This window comes from Micromonospora sp. NPDC020750, from assembly GCF_044334565.1.
Taxonomy (GTDB): domain Bacteria; phylum Actinomycetota; class Actinomycetes; order Mycobacteriales; family Micromonosporaceae; genus Micromonospora.
In genome coordinates this window covers 145142-165242 of record NZ_JBIRTH010000005.1, presented here as the reverse complement: position 1 = coordinate 165242, position 20101 = coordinate 145142, and the positions used below count along the sequence as shown (strand labels likewise).

Here is a 20101-nt window from a genome sequence, read left to right as displayed (position 1 = left end):
CGCCGACGACGCCGGCTGCCCGCCGCGGCCCGCCCGGCCGCGCGGCGCCATGTCGTGACCGGGGATTGGTTCTTCGTCGTCGACACCGAGCGGTCGGTGGCGGCGACGCTGTTTGGTCAGATCATCGGCCGCAGGGTGCGGTGGTGCTGGTGTTTCGGTGGGAGGCAGTGTGAAAGCCGTCGTGGTGGAGCGGTTCGGCCCCGCGGAGTCGCTGTCGGCGACCGACTTCGCCGAACCGGTGCCGGGCGAGAACGAGGTCCTCGTCCGGGTGGAGAAGGCCGGTATCAACTTCGCCGACAAGCACGTCGTCGAGGGCTCCTACAGTTACCGGCCCTCGTTGCCGTACATCCCGGGCATCGAGGCGGTCGGCACCGACCCCGACGGGCGGCGGGTCGTCGCGTTGCCCCGTACCGGTGGGGCGTGGGCGGAGTGGGTGGCCGCGCCCGCCGCGACGTTGGTCGCGGTGCCCGACGCCATCACCGACCTGCAGGCACTCGCGGTGGCCAACCAGGGGTTCGCGGCGTGGCACATCCTGCGTACCGCGGGCCGGATGACCCGGCAGGACACCGTGGTGGTCACCGCCGCCGCCGGGGGCGTCGGATCACTGGCGGTCCAGCTGGCCCGGGCGTGGGGCGCCAAGCGGGTGATCGCGCTCGCGTCCACCGGGACCAAGCGTGACCTCGCGGTCCAGCTCGGCGCCGATGTGGCGCTCGACCCGACCTCCGAGGACCTCGCCGACGAGCTGGCCGCCGCGAACGACGGCAAGCCGGTCGACCTGTACCTGGAGATGTCGGGCGGTGCCGCCCTCGACACCGCGCTCGCGTCGCTGGGGCGGCTCGGCCGACTGGTCACCTACGGCGCGGCGTCGGGCCGGGGTAGCACACCGATCCGCTCCGAGTCGCTGATGCAGGGTTCCCGCAGCGTCGTCGGTTTCTGGGCGAACGACCTGGTCACCCGCTATCCGCGGATCACGGCGGAGACGATGACCGGTCTGTTCGCGATGATCAGCAGGGGTGCCCTGACCCCGGTCACCGAGCACGTGTATCCGCTGGCCGAGGCGGGCAAGGCGCTGACGGCGCTGGCCAACCGGGAGACGACAGGGAAGCTCATCCTCGATGTCACCGGCTGACGGGGAACCGTTCACGTCACCGACCGACGAGGGACTGTTCTCGCTGATCAGCGCGGCAGGGCAGCGCGACCCCGAGCTGGCCGCGATCCGGTCCGGCGACCGGTCGATCAGTTACGCGCGGCTGCTCACCACCGCGTCGTGGCTGGCGGGGCAGTTGCGCGCCGCCGGTGTCGGGCCGGGCGACGTCGTCGCGGTCTGCGCCGGGCGGTCGACCGAGTACCTCCTCGGTATTCTCGCCGCGCTCGCCGCCGACGCGGTGTTCCTGCCGATCGACCCGGACACGCCACCGGGCCGGGTCGCCGCCGTGCTCGGCGAGGCCGCCCCGGCCGCCGTCCTGCGGGCACCGTCGTCTCCCCTGCCGGTGACGACGACGCCGGTCATCGACCTGGACTGGGCGGCGGCGCCGGCCGCCGCCCCGGTGGCGCAGCCGACGGCGCACGGCGACGATCCGGCGTACCTCATCTACACCTCCGGTTCCACCGGTACGCCCAAGGGGGTGCTCTGCCACCACCGGGGGATCATCAACCTGCTGGCCGACTTCGCGGCGCGGCAGCCGCTCGCCCCGGGCGCGGTCGGCACGATGTGGTCGTCGGTCGGCTTCGACGCGTCGGTGTACGAGATCTTCTCGGTGCTGCTCGCCGGCGGCACCCTGCTGGTCGTGCCCGACGACGTGCGGCTGGAGCCGGCGGCGATGTTCGCGCTGATGGCCCGGCACGCGGTGGCGACCGCCTACCTGCCACCGGCCGTCCTGTCGTCGCTGGGCACGTGGGTGGACGCGCACCCGGGTGCGCTCACGCTGCGACGGCTGATGGTCGGCGTGGAACCGATCCCGGAGCGGCTCCTGCACGGGATCGCCGCCGCCGTACCGGGGCTGAAGATCATCAACTCGTACGGGCCGACCGAGGCCCACGTCATCGCCACCGCGTACGACATCACCGGCGACGACCCCGAGCCGGACGACGGCCGGACCCCGATCGGCACGGCGGTACGCGGCGTCACCACGCACGTCCTCGACCCCGACGGCCGCCCGGTCGCCGCCGGGCAGGTCGGCGAGCTGTGGGTCGGCGGGGTCCAGGTGGCGCTCGGTTACCACCGGCGGCCGGAACTCACCCGGGAACGCTTCGTCCCCGACCCCTTCGACACCGCCCCTTCCGCCCGCCTGTACCGCACCGGCGACCTGGTGAGACACCGCCCCGATGGCAACCTCGTCTACTGCGGACGCGCCGACCGGCAGATCAAGCTGCGCGGATTCCGCGTCGAACCGGCCGAGGTGGAGGCGGTGCTCGAACGCCACCCCGGTGTGTCGGGCGCGGTCGTCGTGCAGCCGGAGTCGGCCGCCGAGACGCTCTGCGCCTACGTCACCGGCGCCGGCACCGCGGAATCCCTGCTCGCCCACGCGCGTGAGCTGCTGCCGGACTACATGGTGCCGAACTGGGCGGTCTTCGTCGCCGAGTTCCCGTTGACGGCGAACGAGAAGCTCGACCGGGCAGCCCTGGCCCGGCGTCCTGCGCCGATCGCTCCGACCGGCGGGAACGCGCCCCGGACGCCGACCGAGGCGACGCTGGCCCGCCTGTGGGCGGAGGTGCTCGGCGTCGAGGCGATCGACGTGGCCGCCGATTTCACCGCGCTGGGCGGGCACTCGCTGGCCGCGGTGCGGCTGGGCGGGCGGATCCGACGCGACTTCGGGGTCACCCTGACCGTCGCCGACGTCTACCGGCACCGCACCGTGTCCGCCGTCGCCGCGGCCATCGACGCTCAGGCGGCCACCACCGCGGTGCCGAGCGCCGCGCGGCCGAGCCGGCGGATCGGGCCGCTCTCATCGGCGCAGCAGGCGTTGTTGCTGCTGCACCGGCTGTACCCGAACTGCCAGGCGTACACCCTGGCGGTGCCGCACCGCCTGACCGGTGACCTCGACGTCGCCGCCCTATCGACGGCGCTGAACCTGCTGGTGGAACGGCATTCGGCGCTGCGCACGATCATCACGACGGTGGCCGACCGGGACGTCCAGCGCGTCGTCGACCACGAGCCGATCGACCTGCCGGTGGTGACGGTGCCGGAGGAAGAGTTGGCGAAGCACTGTGCGGCCGAGGTCGCGGCGGCGGATTTCGACCTGTCCGGAGGCCGGCTGTTCCGGGCGGTGCTGTTCCGGATGGGAGCCGACCAGCACGCGTTGTTGCTGCTGGCGCACCACATCGTCACCGACGGCTGGTCGTTCAACGTGATCCAGCGCGATCTCGGGCTGGCGTACGAGGCCGTACGGGCCGGCCGGCCGCCGGCGTGGGAGCCGTTGCCGGCGCAGTTCATCGACCTGGCGGCCGAGCAGCAGGCCCCCGGATACCAGGAGACAGTCGCCGCTGAGCTGGACTTCTGGCGGCGGGAGCTGGCCGCGATCCCGGCGCCGCTGCGGCTGCCGGTGCAGCGGGTACGGCCGGCCCGGCCACGGTTTCACGGCGGTCGGGTGACGGTTCCGGTTCCGGAGTCCACCATGGACGCCGTCAGGGAACTGGCGCGGGCGCTGCACACCACGGTGTTCGCCGTGCTCGTCACCTGCGTCCAGGTGATCGTCGCCCGATACAGCGGTCGCGACGAGTTCCTACTGGGTATGCCGGTGGCGGGGCGTGACGACCTGCGGGCCGAGGACGCGGTGGGGTTCTTCAACAACTCGCTGGCGCTGCGCTGCGAGGTGGCCGACGACGCGACGGTCGCGGAGCTGACCACCGCCACGCACGAGCGGCTCATGGGGGCGTTGGCGCACCCGCATGTCCCGTTCGACGTGCTGGTACGCGAGGTGAACGCCCCCCGCACGCCGGGCGCGAACCCGCTGTTCCAGATGTGGTGCAACATGCTCTCCTACCCGCCGGCGCCGCTGCGGCTGCCCGGCTGTGTGGTCGAGCCGCTGCCGGTGCCGCTGGCCGGGGCGCTGTTCGACCTGTCCTGGTACTTCGTCGAGGACGGCGCCGACCTGAACGTCGAGGTCGTCTACGACGCGGAGCTCTTCGAGGCCGGCCACGCCCGGGCGATGGCCGAGCACCTGCGCACGCTGCTGCCACTGGCCGCGACCGCGCCGGACGGCGCGATCCGTGACCTCGACTTCGGGCTGCACGACCCTGGCCGGGCGCCACGACAGTTCGTCACGCCGGGCCCGCGCATCGTGGACCGGTTCCGGCAGGCCGCGTCGCGGGACGGGGCGGCGCCCGCGATCGACGACTCGCACTCGTACGCGGAGCTGGACACGGCGGTCACGGAGCTCGCCGCCGGCTGGCGCGGGAAGGGTCCGATCGGCATCGTGGCGGGGCGGACCTCCGCGCTGCCGGTCGGTGTGCTCGCGGCACTCGCGGCCGGCGTTCCGTTCGTGTTGTTCGACGCGGCGCAGCCGCTCGCCCGGTTGCGCCGGATGATCGCGCAGGCGCGGCTGGGCCACTGGTGGGATGCCACCGACGGGCAGTACCCGGAACTGGTCGGGCAGCTCGACGGCTGTGACTGGGGCGCGGGTGCCGACGTCGCTGACGGCACCGCGTACGTCGCCTTCACGTCCGGCACCACCGGTGCGCCCACGGCCATCGCCGCAGGCGAGGAACCGCTGCGGGCATTCCTGGAGTGGTACGTGCCGCGGTTCGGCCTCACCGCGCAGGACCGGTTCGTCCTGTTGTCCGGGGTCGGGCATGATCCGCTCTTCCGCGACGTGCTCACGCCGCTGTCCATCGGCGCGCGGCTCTTCGTACCTCCGCGGGCGGCGGTGGAGTCACAGATCGCGATGGTGCGGTGGCTCGCCGAGATCGAGCCGACGGTCCTGCACCTGACACCCGCCCTGGGGCGGCTGTTGAGTGCCGCGGCGGTCGTCGAAGGAGTCACGCTGCCGTCGGTGCGGCTGGTGGGGTTCGGCGGCGCGGCGATGACGCGCGTGGGGACCGCCGATGCCCGGGTCCTGTTCCCGCAGGCACAGCTGATGTCGTACTACGGCACCACCGAGACGCCACAGGTGGTGAGCGTGGCCGACCTGGGCACCGACGCGGGCATCGGTTCCGGTGGACCGACCGCGCAGGTGTCGGTGGTCACGCCCTCCGGTGCGCGCGCACCGGTGAACGGCGCGGGCGAGATCGTCGTACGCAGCCCGTACCTCGCCCTGGGTTACCTGGGCGACCCCGCCCGGACGGCGCGACAGTTCCGGCTCGGCGACGGGGTGCGCGAGTACCGCACCGGCGACGTGGGGCACACCCGGCCGGACGGCACCGTCGTGATCACCGGTCGGGCGGATCGGCAGATCACCGTCAACGGTCTCCGGGTGGAGCCGGCGGAGCTGGAACTCGTCGCCCGGGAACACCCCCTGGTACGTGACTGCGTGGTGACGACTGCGGTCCGGTCGTCGTCGACCGAGGTCATCGCCTTCGTGGAAGGCGACCCGGGGGCGCTGACCGGCGACACCGTGCTCCGGCACTTCGCGGAACGGCTGCCGGCGACCATGGTGCCGACCCGGGTGATGGTCATGCCGGCGTTCCCGTTGACCCCGAACGGCAAGCCGGACATGGCCCGGCTGGCGGACATCGCGAAGACCGCCACCAGCGCGCCGGCCTCTCCCGTCAAGGGAGCCGCCGCGCTGGTGGCCACGATCACCCACGTCTGGAGCACGGTGCTGGACACGCAACCGGCGGGGCCGGAGGTCAACTTCTTCGACTGCGGCGGTACGTCGGCCGACCTGCTGAAGGTGCAGACGGAGCTGTCCCGTCGGCTGTCGCGGGAGGTGGCGCTGCTGGACCTGTTCCGCTATCCGACGATCGCGGGCCTCGCGGCGGCGTTGGCCACCTGACCGCTACCCGCTCCAGGCGGGTGCCGCCGCGACGGCGGGGGCCAGCGTCGCCGGAGTGGGGAAGTCGAGGATGTCGAGCAGATCGACGTCCTTCGCCAGATCCGTCCGGATGAGGGCCCGGATACGCACCGCCGTCAGTGACGTGCCACCGAATTCCACGAAATCGCTCTCCGCGCCGAGCGCGTCGTTCTTCAGCGCCGTCCGCCAGATGGTGACCAGTTGTGTAGTGACCTCGCCAGACATGGGTTCCCTCTATCTTGTGTTCATTGTGCCGAGTGGCACGGCGACGCTGGTCAGTCGCAGCAGTTCGGCACCTCGTGCGAGTTTCGCCTCAAGGCTTCCGCGACCGAGTATCAGCCGTTGCGCCCCTGCCTCGATCGCGAGCCGCAGCGGTTCGTAGACGACCAGATTGAAATACGAGTACGTACCCGCGGTCCGCTCGTAGTCACAGCCCCAGCACCGCACCCGCCACATCCTGTCCTGCCGCCCGACGATCGTGAACGCGACCGGGTCGCCGCGGTCCGGATCATCGTCGCCGAACACCGCCAGGCAGGTCGCCTGATCGCCCAGTGTTCGCGCGATGCTGGCCAGGTAGTTCTCGTAGTCCTGGACGGTGCCGGCCACCCCGTACTTCAGTTCCACATTCCGCAGCAGTGGCGCCAGGCGCCCGTGCCACGCCGACAGATCGACCTCGACGATTCGTAATCCCGCCGCCCGGAACCGCCGCTGCTCCTTGCGGATCATCTCCCGCCGACTCGAAGACTGCGCCGCCAGGTATCCCGCGAAGGAGTCGAAGGACACCGGGACGAACGCCTCGTTGCTCTCCACCAGCACCGGGTCGTCCGCCGCGACCAACGGCAGCACCGCCGCCAGCAGCTCGTCGTCCAACAGCGGAAAGCACGCGAAGTCCAGCCGCTCGGACTCCTCCGTCACCAGCTTCCAGCCGGCTTTCAGCAGGGCGGCCCGCACGGGGCCCGACTCGGCGGCGGGGCTCACCGCGGCCACCGCCGGTGCCCGGCCGAGCGAACCGAGGTAGCTGCCCGTACGCCATCCCCGGGTCGCCTCCGACCCTTCGAGCACCAGCCGAGGATGAGGCGCCACGGCGTACGGCTGCCCGACCGGATAAACCGGAAGGAGGCCCTTTGGGCCCGGCTTCCCGGCCCCGACGACGACATACCTCGCGAGGTGGCCCATAGCCGCCAGGGCCCTGTCCACCCGCATCATTTCGAGCTGGTCTACTTGACCCGTCAACGCCGGCCCCACGTCACGCAGAACCGTAAACAAATCAGTGCTGACTGTTACATGGTTATCATCAGGCTGCGACATTATGGGGAATGCTAAGGTCTGCCCTCGGCACTGTCAATGATGTCACCCACATCGTGCGGCGTATTCCAAAACGCCTGATTGTCGGGTGACCGGGCCGGTGCGTTCGGTTAGCGGTGGCGGGGGAGAGGTCGACCTCGAAAACGAAAGCGAGGGGTGCCTGGCAAAAGAGTTTCCCGCCCGCATCGGTCTGCATCAGGAACTGACGAGCGGGGGCCACCGGCGTAACGTCGGCATGCCAGTGGACGCGCAGTGATTCCTCGAATGCGCCGAGGTCCGCGTCGATCAACAGCGGGCGGAGCCGCCGAATATGTCGCCATGGCCAAGACGCAGGATCATTGCGTTGTCGCGGGTGCGGTCCCCGGTCAGGGCCCCGGCAAAGTCGTGAGGGGTCTCCGGCTTGGTAGGCGCCCGGGGATGCGCGCGCTGCCGGCATCATCGGCCCCTGCCGGGTCGGTCTGCCCTGTGTTGGTCCCTATGGAGCTGCCCCGTTTGTGCGGTCGGTGGAGTGGGAGCGTGGACGGGGCAGCTCCGTAAGGGCTGAAGGGCAGGTCCCCGGCCGGGTGGGGGCATTTGTCAGGTCGCCGCCCGACTGCCCGGCGCACGGGGCGGCGTAGCTGCGGCCTCCCGGGCATTTGGGCGAAATGTGGAACAGCTGAGGTTCGGCGGAACCGAGGCCCCGGCCCCCGGTACGGCGCACCACTACCAGGAGCGCCATTTCCGACGGCACGACTGACCACGCGGGAGATCTTGGTAAAGAATGGCCCCCGGAGGGGCCAATTCCTTCCATGATCTCCGGCCATCCTGAGATGCGGAACGGGATTCCCGAGGGGTGGATGAACTTCGGGCGGGATCGGACACCTCGCGACTTTGCCGGGGCCCTGGGTCCCCGGTCGGCCGGGGACCGTGGCCCGGCGGAGCTGTGGGCACGGCGGCTCGATGCCGTGGGACGCCGCCTATGGAGCCCGGACTCCCTGATCAAGCGCTCCCGCCCGACTTCGCAATCGCCCTGGGCCAGTATGCTTCGCTGCGGCATCCGCCACGGCCGGGCCCCGGGTAGTTGGGACCTCCAAGTACCGCGAGGTCTGACGCGACGTCCGGGTCGCCCGCACCGGGGTCAGGCGTTCCCGAGCGGGTAGTAGTCGGTGCCCATGAGCCGGCGGACGTCGGTGAGGGTCTGTCGCGCGATTCCGGAAGCGTGTTCGTTCCCCGTCTTGAGGACGGACATCAGGTGGCCGGGATCAGTCAGCAGCGCGCTGCGGCGCTCGCGGATCGGGCGGAAGAACTCGTTCACCGCCTCCGTCACGGCCTTCTTCAGCCCGGCACCGCCGCTGTCGGCACAGGCGGCAGCGAACTCCTCGGGACTCTGGCCCGCCGCCAGAGAGCCCAGCAGCACCAGGTTGGAGACCTCCGGTCGCTGATCCGGATCGTAGGTGACCTCCCTGATCGAGTCGGTCTTCGCACCCTTGATCAGTTTTGCGGTCTGCTCGGCCGTGGCACCGAGGTTGATGGAGTTGTTGAGGCTCTTGCCCATCTTCTTGCCATCGACCCCCAACAGCAGCGGGGCGTTGCTGAGCAGGATCTCAGGCTCCGGGAAGTAGGCTTCACCGGCACCGAACCGCTCGTTGAACCGCCGGGCGATGTCCCGGGTCACCTCCACGTGCGGCAACTGGTCCTTCCCGCCGGGCACCAGGTTGCCCTTGCAGAACAGAATGTCTGCGGCCTGGTGAACCGGGTAGGTGAACATCAGGCCATTCACCTGCGGCCGGTTGGAGGAACGAATCTCTTCCTTGACAGTTGGGTTCCGCTGCAACTCGCTGACCGAAACCAGGCTCAGGAACGGCAACATCAACTGGTTCAGCTCAGGTACGTAACTGTGCGCGAAGATCGTGCACCGTTCGGGATCGAGCCCGATGGCGAGATAGTCGGCCATGCATTCGAGGACGTTCTGGCCGATCTCGGCGCTGATGTCACGATCCGTGAAGACCTGGTAGTCGGCGAGCAGGACGAACAGCTCGACGCCGAGATCCTGCAGGCGGAGCCGGTTCTGCAGAGTGCCGAAGTAGTGACCGACGTGCAGCCGACCGGTGGGGCGCTCCCCCGTCAGCATCCGGAACCGCTCGGGATGCTCCGAAATCTCCCGCACCAGGGCAGGGTTGCGGGCTATCGCCGCCGCAAGCGGGGCATTTGGAGCCTCAGTCATCGGGCAAGTGTAATCGTGTCGAGCAGGTGTGGTCGACGGGAGGGTGGTCGGGCAGGGTGGCCGAACTGAAACTGTTGTCGGTCGCGATGTCGGCCGACAGTTGGGAAAGGACGTCGCGGTAGCGTCCGTGCGCTCAGCTTCCGAACTCCAGACTGCCGTCGGCGCGACCCTTGGTGACCACACGGTTGATCGAGACGGTGGCCAGGGCGAACCAGCCGATGCCGACGAGCGCCTCCAGCGCGAGCCTCGGCCACACCTCGGACCAGGCGCCACCGGCGAGAACGGCACGGATGGCCTGCAGGCCGTTGGTCAACGGGAACAGGTGGAGAACCGGTTGCAGCCAGGCGGGCCAGAAGGAGATCGGAACGTTCACGCCGCAGAACGCCATGATGGGCAGGTAGCCGAGGTTCAGCACGATCACCTGCAGGCTGCGGTAGCGCACGGCGAGACCGGCCAGGAAACATCCGTAGCAGTAGCAGCTGAGCGCGACGAGGAGGATGATCGCCGCCGCGGGCAACGCCTCCGGCCACGGCAGCGGTACGCCCAGCAGCGGCGGCAGGACGAGCCAGCCGATGACAGAGCTGGCGATACCGCTGGCGAGCCAGTGCAGACCGCGCCCGAGGTACACGGGTACGTGGCTGGTCGGGGCTATCGCGAGCAGCGGCAGGGTGCCCAGCCGGCGCTCACCGGCCATCGTCAGCACGACGATCATCGACTCCAGGCACGAGAGCGCGACGATGTTGCCCACCAGCACGAACTGCATGGTGGCGTCGTCGGCGACGAACTTCCCGATCAACGCGAAGAACGTCACCTGCGTCAGCAGCCGTGCCACCCAGCCGAACAGCCAGGTGCGCCACGTGTGCACCGTTCGCATCTCCGCGATCGAGAACAGCAGCGACTGGTACCCGAGGCGCAGCCAACCGGTACCCAACGAAGAAGCTCGGAGAGAAGAAGGACTGTTCATGAGTGACCCACGTGTGCCGTCTCGCGGCTCTGATCGATGATTCGGTTGATGAGCAGGAACCCGGCGATCAGCGCTGCCGCGCCGAGACCGACCGTCATGGCGATCCAGGCCGGCCATGCCTCCGGCAGGTCCCCGCTCATCGAGCCGCGCAGCAGATCGGCGCTCCACGACAGGAAGATGACCCGGCTGATCGGTTCCAGCCAGCCCGGTAGGAGCGCGACCGGCACCAGGACCCCGCCGAGAATGTAGAACGGGTAGGTGAGCGCGTTCTGGAACACGTGCAGCGCGCGCGACCTGATGAACACGGCGGCGAGCAGGGTGGCGGTACCGGCCATCGCGAAGCAGGTGGCCAGGATGGCCACGACGAACACGCCAGGTCGTTCGAGTGGTACGTCGGCTCCGAATCCGACGACTGCCACCAACCATGATTCGAGGAAGGTCAGCGCGCCGGCCAGGATGACGACTCCGATCCGCCCGAACACCACGAGACTCACCGGAGTCAGCGAGGCGACCAGCAGTTCCATCCGCCCGGCCCACCGCTCCTCTTCGATGATCGAGGCGGCCAGGTCCAGCGACATCAGCCAGAGCCCGATCAGGCCCGGCGCGAGTACGCCGTTCACCAGCGTCCCCGACCGCTGTCCGCTCACGACAAGGGACAGGAAGATGACGCTGAACAGCGGCGAGGTCAGCAGGATCAGCAGGTGGCCCGGGCTGCGCCGGGTGATGGCGAGCTGCAACCGGAAGGCCGCGGCGATGACCCGTAGCGCGTTCACACCGACATCGCTCTCGTGCCGATCAGCCGCAGGTACACGTCCTCGAGCGTGGGCTCGCTCCGGCGCGCCGACAGCACACCCCGCTCGATCAGCCACATCAGGAGCCGTGCCACGTCAGCGGGTTCCCTCAGCAGCGCCCGGTGGCCGCCGTCACGTGGTTCGACGCTCTCCACGAACGCCAACTCCGACACCTGGGCCAGCACCGCCGGGTCGTCGCAGGTGAAGTCGACGCACTCGCGGGCATCCAGGTACCGGCCGATGTGTCTGGTCGGTTCATCGAGCACGAGCCGGCCGCGGTCGATGAGGGTGACCCGGTCACAGAGGGCCTCGGCCTCGGCCATGTCATGCGTGGTGAGGAAAACGGTACGCCCTTCCTGCCGCAGTTCCCGCACGAGTGCGCGGAAATCGCGGGCGGCGACCGGATCCATACCGATGGTCGGCTCGTCGAGGAACAGAATGCGGGGTCCGTGTATCAGCCCACGAGCAAGGTGCAGCCGTTGTTTCATTCCCCGGGAGAATGTCTCCACGGGTTCATCCGCCCGGTCGGCGAGCCCCATCCGCTCAAGCAGTTCGGAGCAGCGGGTCCGAGCGGTACGGCGGTCCAGCCGATAAAGTGCGGCCCAGAAGGCGAGATTCTGTCGCGCGCTGATCCGGGGATACAGCCCCCGCTCACCACCGAATACGACACCGACGTTCTCCCGGACCGTCTGCGGATCGGTGACCAGGTCTTTCCCCAGCACCCTCGCGGTACCGGAGGTGGGCAGGAGGACGGTGGAGAGGATCTTGACAAGTGTGGTCTTGCCTGCTCCGTTCGGCCCCAGCAGGCCGAGGACCTCACTGTCATCGACAGTCAGCGTGACGCCACCGAGAGCAACTGTCTCCTCGGCCTTGCGCCGTGTTCGGTACGTGCGGACCAACTCGCGGATTTCAACAACCGCTGGCATTCAGATTCCTTTGTCGCGATACTGGTCTGCCCGACGCTCGGCACGTGGGCACCCCGCCGTCCTGACAGTCGCCCCGGTTGGCATGGCCAATATAGACGGCGGCGCGGGGGTTGGGAAGTCGCTGATACTGTCGTCCAGGCTTCCGCATCGGGAGTTACTCAGCGCAATTCTTGCGGTACTGAAACCGCTGTTGCGGCGCGCGAGGGCAGAACGCGTGAACAATCCAATGTGGCATACCCTCAGGGTCGGTACCGGCAGCGAGATCGTGCCCGTAGTCGACTTCAGCGCCGACGCCCGCCTCGACGCCGCCCGCAGGTGCTGGCCTACGTCTCCGGACGCTCGACGCGGGTGGGGTCGCCGCGTACGAGCTCGTCGTGGATACGCCAGCGGGCGGTGGTCACGGCGCGTCCTGCCGTCTCGTCGCACTGCTCGATGCGCCGTCGTAGCAGCTGCACTGCGATGCGCCGGTTGAGGCTGAACTGCCGCTCCGTGTCGACCACGACGACGAGCCCCGAGGGACGGTGGGTCGCCCGTACCGCCGTGCTGGCCTTGTTCCGGTGTTGACCGCCGGGGCCGCCGGTGCGACAGGCGACGATGTCGACATCCCTCTCCGCGAACGCCGTGTGCGGGGTGTCGACCTGGCACGGTCGGGCGATGACGTACCAGTTCTTCCGTCCGGCGTCGGCCCGGTAGGGGCTGGGCGCCTGCCAGCACAGCGTTCCGGTCCATGCCTCGGCGAACGCCTCGGCGCCGGCTCCGGAGATCCGGACCAGGACCGACCGGTAGGTGCCGGGCCGGTCACCGGGAACGGTCTCGACCCGACGGATCGCCAGGCTCTGCCGGGTGCCGTCGGCCTCCAGGCGGCGCACCAACCGGGCCAGCGCCCACGCGCACTCGCGCGGGCCACGCCCGGCCGACATGAGCAGGTGGACGCTCACGGCCGACCTCGCCGGTGGCGGTGCTCCCGGCGATCCCGTGGGGGCGTGGACCCGAGGTCGGGCGTCTTGTAGGTGACCAGGGGAACCGTGGCGGCGACGGGGGTGGCCAGGTCGTGGGCGACGAGGTCGGCGATCACCTGCTCGATGCGTTTGTAGGCAGTCGGGGCCTCCTCGAACAGCAGTTGACGGTCGCCGCACACCACCAGCGACCCCACCGGCGTGCGGCGAAGCTCCTCGACCGTGTGCTTGGCCCGACCCCGGCGCAGGGCGTCGGCGCGCGACATCTTGCGGCCCGCGCCGTGTGCCACGGAACGGTTGGCGTCCGGCCCGGCGTGGGCAGCCACCAGATAGGAACGGGTGCCTCGCGTGCCGGCGACGAGCACGTCGCGGCCGTCACCCGGCGCCGCCCCCTTGCGGTGCAGGTAGACCCCGTCGCGGACCTCGACCAGGTTGTGGCACTCATCGACGATCGGCTCGGTGGGCTCGGCTCCCAGGGCGTGGGCGACCCGGGCGGCCATGAGCCGCCGGTTGAGCGAGCCCCAGCGTACGGCGTCGTCATGCATCCTCAGGTAGGTCTCGGGATCCGGGGCGGGACCCACGCCGTGGACCTCGGTGTGCGAACGCAGGATCCGCTCGCCCAGCCCTCGGGAGCCGCTGTGGACGATGAGCACGAGGTCGCCGGCGGCGAGCCCGAGACGGTTCGCGTGGTCCGGTTCGAAGACGGTGTCGATCCGGGCCAGCTCGACGAAGTGGTTACCCCGACCGACCGTCCCGAGGCCCTCCACGTGGCCGGCGGGAATATCGCCCGTCACGACGGCCCAGGCCGGGTCGTCGGCATCACGCTCGGGGTCCAACGCGCGGTCGAGGTCGGGAAACCGGGCGGCGAGGCGCTCGGGCACGGCACGCCTGAGCCTGAGCGGGAACACGGCGATGCCGCAACCGATGTCGGAGCCCACCAGGAACGGGTACAACAGGGTCGAGGCCATGGCGGCGCCGATGGGGGCGCCCTTGCCGGGGTGCAGGTCCGGCATGGCGGCGACGTGGATCATGCCGTCGAGGGCGGCCACCTGGTGGCACTGCGCGAGGGCGTCGGACTCGATCCAGCTCGTGGGGGAGGCGAACACGGTGACGGTGGCCGAGCCCGGGGCAGGGGCGGACCGCGGCAGGGACCCCGGCCGGAAGGGTGGTTGAGACAAGGACGCTCACTTCGGTGAAAGCGGTCATGGACGGACGGCACGACGGCGCGGGTCGGCGCCGTGCGGCCGTGGAGCAACTGGGTGCGGTCCGTCAGAACGTCATGGACACACCCTCCCGGACCCCGCCGCGCGCAGCAAGCGCTTTTCGGGCGGGTGCGCCGCCCGGGGCGGTTGCGTCAGTGGTGCGTCGGCGTCGGCGGCACCCGTCGGAGAAGCGGGCGACAGCCAGCCGGTGCACCACCGATCGCGGTCGGGACCGTCAGCCCGCCCTGCTCGCGGTCATCCGGCCATCGCGCGACGGCAGCGGTCAAGTTCCGCGCGCAGGTCGCGCCGTAGCGCCCGGTCCAGGCCGGGCTGGGCGAGCGCGTGGGTGAAGTCCTGGGCGGCCTCGTCCCACCGTCGCAGTCGCATCAGCGCCGTGCCCCGGTTGTAGCGGGGCACCGGCGCAGCCGACAGCGCCACGGCCCGGTCCAGGTCGGCCACGGCGGCGGAAACGTCGCCGCGTTCGAACCGGACGGCGGCCCGGTTCGTCCACGCCTCGACCAGCTCCGGATCTCCCGCCAGGGCCCGGGTGAGCAGTTCGTCGGCCTCGGCGAGGCCGCCGCGCTCCGAACGGATCAGCCCGAGGGTGCACAGCAGCGCCGGTTCCTGTGGGACCAGCGCCAGGCCGGCTCGCGCGCCCGCCTCGGCCGCGTCGAGCGCGCCGCGTTCCAGGTGCAGGTTGACCAGGGCGATCCGGGCGTCGAGGTGCCCGGGGTCGATGGCGAGTACCCGGTCCAGGTCCGCACGCGCCCGCTCGGTGCGACCCCGCTCCTGCTGGAGCACGGCCCGGTTGTAGTACGCCTCGGGCAGGTGCGGTCCCAGGCGGATCGCGGTGTCGTAGTCCTTGATCGCGGCCGGGGCCCGCCCCGCCGCGCGGTGCAGGGCGGCCCGGTCCACGTAGTACTCGCAGTTGCCGGGATCGTGGGCGATCACGGTGTCGAGATCGGCCAGCGCCTGCGCCGGATCGCCGAGGGCCAGGTGCACCTGCACCCGGTTGTGGCGCAGCCGGGCCAGGTCCTGCGGGCGTTCGCCGGGGCCCAGCACCGCCGTCAGCCTGGCCAGCCCGTCGTCGATCAGCCGCAGCGCGCGGGCGGGCTCGCCCGCCCTGCTGTCCAGCAGCGCCAGGCCCTGCTCGTAGAAGACGGTGGACAGCATCCGCTGCCGCGGGTCGTCCAGGCCGGCGGCGAGGTGGACCGCCCGCTCCAGCCACTGTCGCGCCTGCGCCGGGTCCTGGTCGGCCGCCGGCAGGTGTCGGGCGTACAACATGGCGGTGGCGTACGCGGCCGACATGGTGATCTTCGGGTCGTCGGTGGCGGCGCGGGCCTCCCGGTAGAGGTCGAGCGCCTCGGTGGCCTCGCCCAGCGCCGCCAGGGCGGTGGCCAGGCCGGTGGTGAACGCCCACCAGTGCGGCAGGTCGCCGACCGGGGTCACCGTGGCGCGCCCGCGCCGCGCCACCCGGGCCGCGTGGTGGTAGAAGCCGCGGGCCAGGCCCTCGCCGAGGGCCGTACGCGTCGCCTCCGGCGTCGGATCGGCCGCAGCCGGTTCGCGGTCGCCGCCGTCGCGCAGGTCCAGGCGTACCGGGGCCGACCCGAGCCGACGGACCAGCGCGTCCAGCAGTTCGCGGGTGGTCTCGTCGGCGCTGGCGACGTGGTCGAACCGGACCGTGACCGGGCGCCGGAGCTTGCCCGCCCAGGCAGCCACGAACTCCGTCGCGCCGTAGGCCAGGCAGGCGGTGCGCCGGGCGGGATGGAACCGGATCGGCTCCTCCTCGGCGGCCGGGCGTGCCGCGTGGTCGAGCCGGGGCGCGATGGAGTGCAGCTCGACCACGTGGCGGGACGCCAGGCGGGGCTGTTCGGCGGCGACCCGGCCGAGGAAGTCCGCGACCCCGGCGTACGGCCCGTAGGCGCGGTGGCAGTCGTAGCGGCCGGGCTCGCCGGTCACGACCGGGCCCGTCGCCGCAGTGGCGGGCGCCCGAGAGCGCCCGCCGTGCCGGGAACTACCAGCACCACTCGATCCAGAGCCGACGGGCACCGGACACCAGGCGCAGCGCGCTCGTGCGACGGACGGTCATCTTCTTCATGGGGAACCTCCACTATGAGTCGCATCAGGACTGAGGCAGAGCGTAAACCCGATCAAGGAGAATATGAAGAGCGCTCGCGACCCTTCTGGGGTGGCCCGTCCGAGGGCCCGTCAGATGGGGTGAGGTGGGGTGCGCGGTGCGTAGCCGTTGACGACGGTCGGTGCCGGCCTGGTCGGCCGGCGCGGTCAGGACCGCTGTTCGTCGTCGCCCACCGTCTCGATCTCACCGTCATGCTGGTAGCGCACGGCCAGGTGCTCGTCCGGCTGCTTCGCCTCCGCGAGGGTGTGGTGCGGGTCGCCGTCGGGGGAGAAGAGGACACGGTCGGTCTTGGCGCTCTTCTCCTGCTCTTCCTCCGGTTCGGTCATCAGTCGCCTCCCGCTGCTCAGTCTCCGGCCCCGTGACGGGGGTACCCACTGACAACGCTACGACGCCGCGCTCGCCCACAGGCGCGATCGGCGACTCTCGCGGGACATGGCTCGGCCTGGGCGGCTCGGGGGGCGTACCGCGCCCGGGTCCGCCTGGTTCGTGACGGGCCTGGGCGCGGCCGAGTCGGCACCCCGGTCGACTCCCCCGGCCGTGCAACCGGCGGGGGCCCGACCCGCCGGGGCGCCCGCGCAACTCCCGCCGGCACCGATTCCCGCCGAATCGATCCTGTCCCGCCATCCGGTCGGACCGGCACGCGGGCCCGCCCGGCAGGGCCGCCGACCTTGCTTACTGACCTGCGGAGACTCGCCCAATAGCCGCTAATCGTCCGACTTGCCACTCGTCGGGCTGTCGGGACCCAAGGTGTGAGAAGCGGTCGAGTCCGGCCAACCATCACTCTTGCAATCATTGTGAAACCTATGAATACTTCGACGCCTCCGGTCGGGTGAGCCTCACCAGCCGATCGGTTGCCCGGGGCCGCCCGAAAGGACGGTCCGTGCTCAGCTCCATGGAGGTATCCACATGCGACTCTCCGGGTCCCCGCTGCGCCACGTCACCGCTCTCTCGGTGGCCGGCGCCCTGGTCGTCGGAGCGCTGACCAGCGTTCCCGCTCAGGCCGCACCCGCGAAGAACGCCTCCCCCGACCAGGCCACCGCGCTCGCCGCCGCACTCGGCGGGCGCTCCGGCGGGGCGTACGCCCAGGCCGACGGCACCATGGTCGTCACCGTGACCGACGACGCCGCCGCCCGAAAGGTCCGCGCGGCCGGCGCCACCCCGAAGCTGGTCACCCGTGGCGCGGACGAACTGGCCCGCGCCACCGCCACCCTCGACGGCTCCGCCCGGATCCCCGGCACGGCGTGGTGGACCGACCCGGCGACCAACCAGGTCGTCGTCTCCGTCGACAGCACCGTGACCGGCGCGAAGCTCCAGCGCGTCGAGGCCGTCGCCGACCGGCTCGACGGGACAGTCCGCATCGAGCGGGAGGCCGGGAAGCTCAGCACCCGGGCCGCCGGCGGCGAGGCCATCTGGGCCGAGGGCGGCGGTCGCTGCTCGCTCGGCTTCAACGTGCGCAGCGGCGACAGCTACTACTTCCTCACCGCCGGGCACTGCACCGCCATCGCCGCCAACTGGTACGCCGACTCCGGGCAGAGCAGCCCGCTCGGCTCCGGCGGCACCGGCAGCTTCCCCGGCAACGACTACGGCATCGTCCAGCACAGCAACCCGGCCGCCGCCGACGGCAGCGTCGACCTCTACGACGGCACCACGCGGGACATCACCGGCGCGGCCGATGCCTTCGCCGGGCAGTCGGTACAGCGCTCCGGCAGCACCACCGGCCTGCACGGCGGCGCCGTCGAGGCGGTCGGCGCGACGGTGAACTACGCCGAGGGCACGGTCACCGGCCTGATCCGCACCACGGTCTGCGCCGAGCCGGGCGACAGCGGCGGCGCGCTCTTCAGTGGCAGCACCGCGGTGGGCCTGACCTCGGGCGGCAGCGGCGACTGCACCTCCGGCGGGACGACCTACTTCCAGCCGGTCACCGAGGCGCTGAGCGTCTACGGGGTGGAGATCATCTGATCGACGCGCCACCAGTGAGGGCCGCCGCGACACGGGCGGCCCTCACTGGTGCACGGCCCGGGCCAGTTTCGGCACGTCCCGGGCCGGGGCGGACGAGCCGTAGACCGAGGAGCGCAGCGTACGGGCCGAGTGGAAGACGTCCACGGCGCTCAGGGTGACCATGTCGTGCCCGGGCGACCAGTGCCCTCATCGCTGGATCGCCTTGGTCTGGAGGAATTCCTCCAGCCCGTGGCTGCCCAGCTCCCGGCCGAGGCCGGACTGCTTGTAGCCGCCGAACGGGGCGAGCGGGTTGAACGGTGCGCCGTTGACGTCGACCGCGCCGGTACGCATCCGCCGCGCGACCCGCACCGCCCGCTCCTCGTCGCCGGACCAGACCGCGCCGGCCAGCCCGTACCGGGAGTTGTTGGCCACCGCGACGGCGTGCTTGTCGTCGTCGACCGGGATCACCGCCAGCACCGGCCCGAAGATCTCCTCCTGGGCCAGCGCGCTGTCCGGGTCGACGTCGGCGATCACCGTGGGGGCGACGAAGAAGCCGCGCTCCGGAACCGGCGCGTCCGGTCCGCCGAAGACCAGCCGGCCCCCGTCGGCCAGGCCCCTCTCGATGTGGTCGCGCACCCGCTGCCGTTGGGCCGCCGAGACGAGCGGGCCGAGCCGGGTGGCCGGGTCGAACGGGTCGCCGAGCCGGTACCCCTCGGCGGCCCGCGCGGCGAGGGCGAGGGCCTCGTCGTACCGGCTGCGGTGCACCAGCATCCGGGTCCAGGCCGTGCAGGCCTGCCCGGAGTTGAGGAACGCGTTGCCGACGCCCACGTTCACGGCGGTGGCCAGGTCGGCGTCGTCGAGGATCAGGTTGGCCGACTTGCCGCCGAGCTCCAGCGCGACCCGGGCGATGCGGTCCGCGGCGAGGTGGGAGATCCTCCGGCCGACGGCCGTGGACCCGGTGAAGGAGACCATGTCGACGTCCGGGTGGGCGGCGATGGCCTCGCCGACCACCGGGCCGGTGCCGGTGACCAGGTTGACCACGCCGGGCGGGAGGCCGGCCTCGTCGATCGCGTCGAAGAGCAGGTACGCCACCAGCGGCGTCAGCTCACTCGGCTTGAGCACCACCGTGCAGCCGGCGGCCAGCGCCGGGGCGAGCTTGGCCACGACCTGGTGCAGCGGGTAGTTCCACGGGGTGATCGCGCCGACGACGCCGACCGGTTCGCGTACCACCAGCGAGTGGCCGACGGTCTGCTCGGCCGGCGGCCGGGCGGCCAGCTCGACGTACCCGCGCAGGACGGTGAGGGGGAGCCCGGCCTGCACCCGGGTGGCCATCTTGAGCGGGGTGCCCAGCTCGCACGCGATGGTCCGGGCGATGTCGTCGGCGCGGGCGGTGAGCGCGTCGTGCAGCCGGCCCAGGCCCGCCGCCCGGTCGGCGGGGGCGGCGGCGGCCCAGCCGTCGAACGCGGCGCGGGCGGCGGAGACGGCCCGGTCCACGTCGTCCGCGGTGCCGGCCGGCACCGTCGCGATGATCTCCTCTGTCGCCGGGTTCCGCACCGGCAGGGTTTCCGGGGAGGACGCCGCGACCCAGCGGCCGTCGAGGTGGAAGTCGGTCCGTGCGAGATCCATCGAGCCCCTCACGTGCGTCGGCCGGAACCTAGCAGTGGAAGTTCGGACTCTAGTGCGTGTCGGCGGCCGGCGGGAGGGGTGGCAGCGGGCCGAGGGTCCGCT

At 71.3% G+C, this 20101-nt stretch carries 14 protein-coding genes; 3 read left to right on the top strand and 11 right to left on the bottom strand.

The window, feature by feature from the left end:
• The first annotated feature begins 169 nt into the window (after nucleotides 1-169).
• Together ACH4T9_RS17380 and ACH4T9_RS17375 are read left to right on the top strand one after the other, a co-directional pair.
• The gene (locus tag ACH4T9_RS17380) at nucleotides 170-1129 is read left to right on the top strand and encodes a zinc-binding alcohol dehydrogenase family protein (protein ID WP_396672427.1); all 960 of its coding nucleotides are present in this window, start codon (nucleotides 170-172) and stop codon (nucleotides 1127-1129) included.
• Nucleotides 1116-5933 carry an amino acid adenylation domain-containing protein gene (locus ACH4T9_RS17375; RefSeq protein WP_396672428.1) on the top strand — a complete coding sequence of 1606 codons (4818 nt, stop codon included), beginning with the start codon at nucleotides 1116-1118 and terminating at the stop codon, nucleotides 5931-5933. Before ACH4T9_RS17380 ends, ACH4T9_RS17375 begins: the two co-directional genes overlap by 14 nt.
• Nucleotides 5934-5936: 3 nt before the next feature.
• Here ACH4T9_RS17375 and ACH4T9_RS17370 read toward each other — a convergent pair whose 3' ends face one another.
• From ACH4T9_RS17370 to ACH4T9_RS17325, 10 genes are all read right to left on the bottom strand, one after another.
• Nucleotides 5937-6176: a phosphopantetheine-binding protein gene (locus tag ACH4T9_RS17370; protein WP_396672429.1), complete on the bottom strand. Its 240-nt coding sequence runs from the start codon at nucleotides 6174-6176 to the stop codon at nucleotides 5937-5939.
• A gap of 9 nt (nucleotides 6177-6185) precedes the next feature.
• Nucleotides 6186-7259: a GNAT family N-acetyltransferase gene (locus tag ACH4T9_RS17365; protein ID WP_396672430.1), complete on the bottom strand. Its 1074-nt coding sequence runs from the start codon at nucleotides 7257-7259 to the stop codon at nucleotides 6186-6188.
• 1114 nt (nucleotides 7260-8373) lie between these two features.
• On the bottom strand, nucleotides 8374-9459 hold the full coding sequence (gene trpS / locus ACH4T9_RS17360; protein WP_396672431.1) for a tryptophan--tRNA ligase: 1086 nt from the start codon (nucleotides 9457-9459) through the stop codon (nucleotides 8374-8376).
• A 133-nt stretch (nucleotides 9460-9592) separates the two neighbouring features.
• On the bottom strand, nucleotides 9593-10390 hold the full coding sequence (locus tag ACH4T9_RS17355) for an ABC transporter permease (protein ID WP_396672432.1): 798 nt from the start codon (nucleotides 10388-10390) through the stop codon (nucleotides 9593-9595).
• A gap of 29 nt (nucleotides 10391-10419) precedes the next feature.
• Complete coding sequence (locus ACH4T9_RS17350) at nucleotides 10420-11196, bottom strand: ABC transporter permease (protein ID WP_396672433.1); 777 nt, start codon at nucleotides 11194-11196, stop codon at nucleotides 10420-10422.
• Nucleotides 11193-12140, bottom strand: coding sequence for an ABC transporter ATP-binding protein (locus tag ACH4T9_RS17345; protein ID WP_396672434.1), 948 nt, complete (start codon nucleotides 12138-12140; stop codon nucleotides 11193-11195). Before ACH4T9_RS17345 ends, ACH4T9_RS17350 begins: the two co-directional genes overlap by 4 nt.
• Before the next feature lie 323 nt (nucleotides 12141-12463).
• Nucleotides 12464-13078 carry a peptide chain release factor H gene (gene prfH, locus ACH4T9_RS17340; RefSeq protein WP_396672435.1) on the bottom strand — a complete coding sequence of 205 codons (615 nt, stop codon included), beginning with the start codon at nucleotides 13076-13078 and terminating at the stop codon, nucleotides 12464-12466.
• Nucleotides 13075-14274, bottom strand: coding sequence for an RNA ligase RtcB family protein (locus tag ACH4T9_RS17335; RefSeq protein WP_396672436.1), 1200 nt, complete (start codon nucleotides 14272-14274; stop codon nucleotides 13075-13077). Before ACH4T9_RS17335 ends, prfH begins: the two co-directional genes overlap by 4 nt.
• 279 nt (nucleotides 14275-14553) lie before the next feature.
• Entirely contained in the window at nucleotides 14554-16257 is a 1704-nt protein-coding gene (locus ACH4T9_RS17330; RefSeq protein WP_396672437.1) for a tetratricopeptide repeat protein, read from the bottom strand.
• A 324-nt stretch (nucleotides 16258-16581) separates the two neighbouring features.
• A complete protein-coding gene (locus ACH4T9_RS17325; protein ID WP_396672438.1) occupies nucleotides 16582-16761 on the bottom strand; it encodes a hypothetical protein in 180 nt (59 codons plus the stop codon).
• A 580-nt stretch (nucleotides 16762-17341) separates the two neighbouring features.
• Between ACH4T9_RS17325 and ACH4T9_RS17320 the strand changes: the two genes are divergently transcribed.
• On the top strand, nucleotides 17342-18394 hold the full coding sequence (locus tag ACH4T9_RS17320) for a S1 family peptidase (RefSeq protein WP_396672439.1): 1053 nt from the start codon (nucleotides 17342-17344) through the stop codon (nucleotides 18392-18394).
• 186 nt (nucleotides 18395-18580) lie between these two features.
• On the opposite strand, the gene ACH4T9_RS17315 is transcribed toward ACH4T9_RS17320, so the two are convergent.
• Nucleotides 18581-19999, bottom strand: a complete 1419-nt coding sequence (locus ACH4T9_RS17315) for an aldehyde dehydrogenase family protein (protein ID WP_396672440.1) — start codon at nucleotides 19997-19999, stop codon at nucleotides 18581-18583.
• Nucleotides 20000-20101 lie beyond the last annotated feature (102 nt).

Excerpts from the sequence above, each read along its gene's own strand:
- ACH4T9_RS17375 (WP_396672428.1), top strand. The coding sequence starts at position 1,116 with ATGTCACCGGCTGACGGGGAACCGTTCACGTCACCGACCGACGAGGGA.
- ACH4T9_RS17370 (WP_396672429.1), bottom strand. The coding sequence starts at position 6,176 with ATGTCTGGCGAGGTCACTACACAACTGGTCACCATCTGGCGGACGGCG.
- ACH4T9_RS17365 (WP_396672430.1), bottom strand. The coding sequence starts at position 7,259 with ATGTCGCAGCCTGATGATAACCATGTAACAGTCAGCACTGATTTGTTT.
- trpS (WP_396672431.1), bottom strand. The coding sequence starts at position 9,459 with ATGACTGAGGCTCCAAATGCCCCGCTTGCGGCGGCGATAGCCCGCAAC.
- ACH4T9_RS17345 (WP_396672434.1), bottom strand. The coding sequence starts at position 12,140 with ATGCCAGCGGTTGTTGAAATCCGCGAGTTGGTCCGCACGTACCGAACA.
- ACH4T9_RS17325 (WP_396672438.1), bottom strand. The coding sequence starts at position 16,761 with ATGACCGAACCGGAGGAAGAGCAGGAGAAGAGCGCCAAGACCGACCGT.
- ACH4T9_RS17320 (WP_396672439.1), top strand. The coding sequence starts at position 17,342 with ATGCGACTCTCCGGGTCCCCGCTGCGCCACGTCACCGCTCTCTCGGTG.
- ACH4T9_RS17315 (WP_396672440.1), bottom strand. The coding sequence starts at position 19,999 with ATGGATCTCGCACGGACCGACTTCCACCTCGACGGCCGCTGGGTCGCG.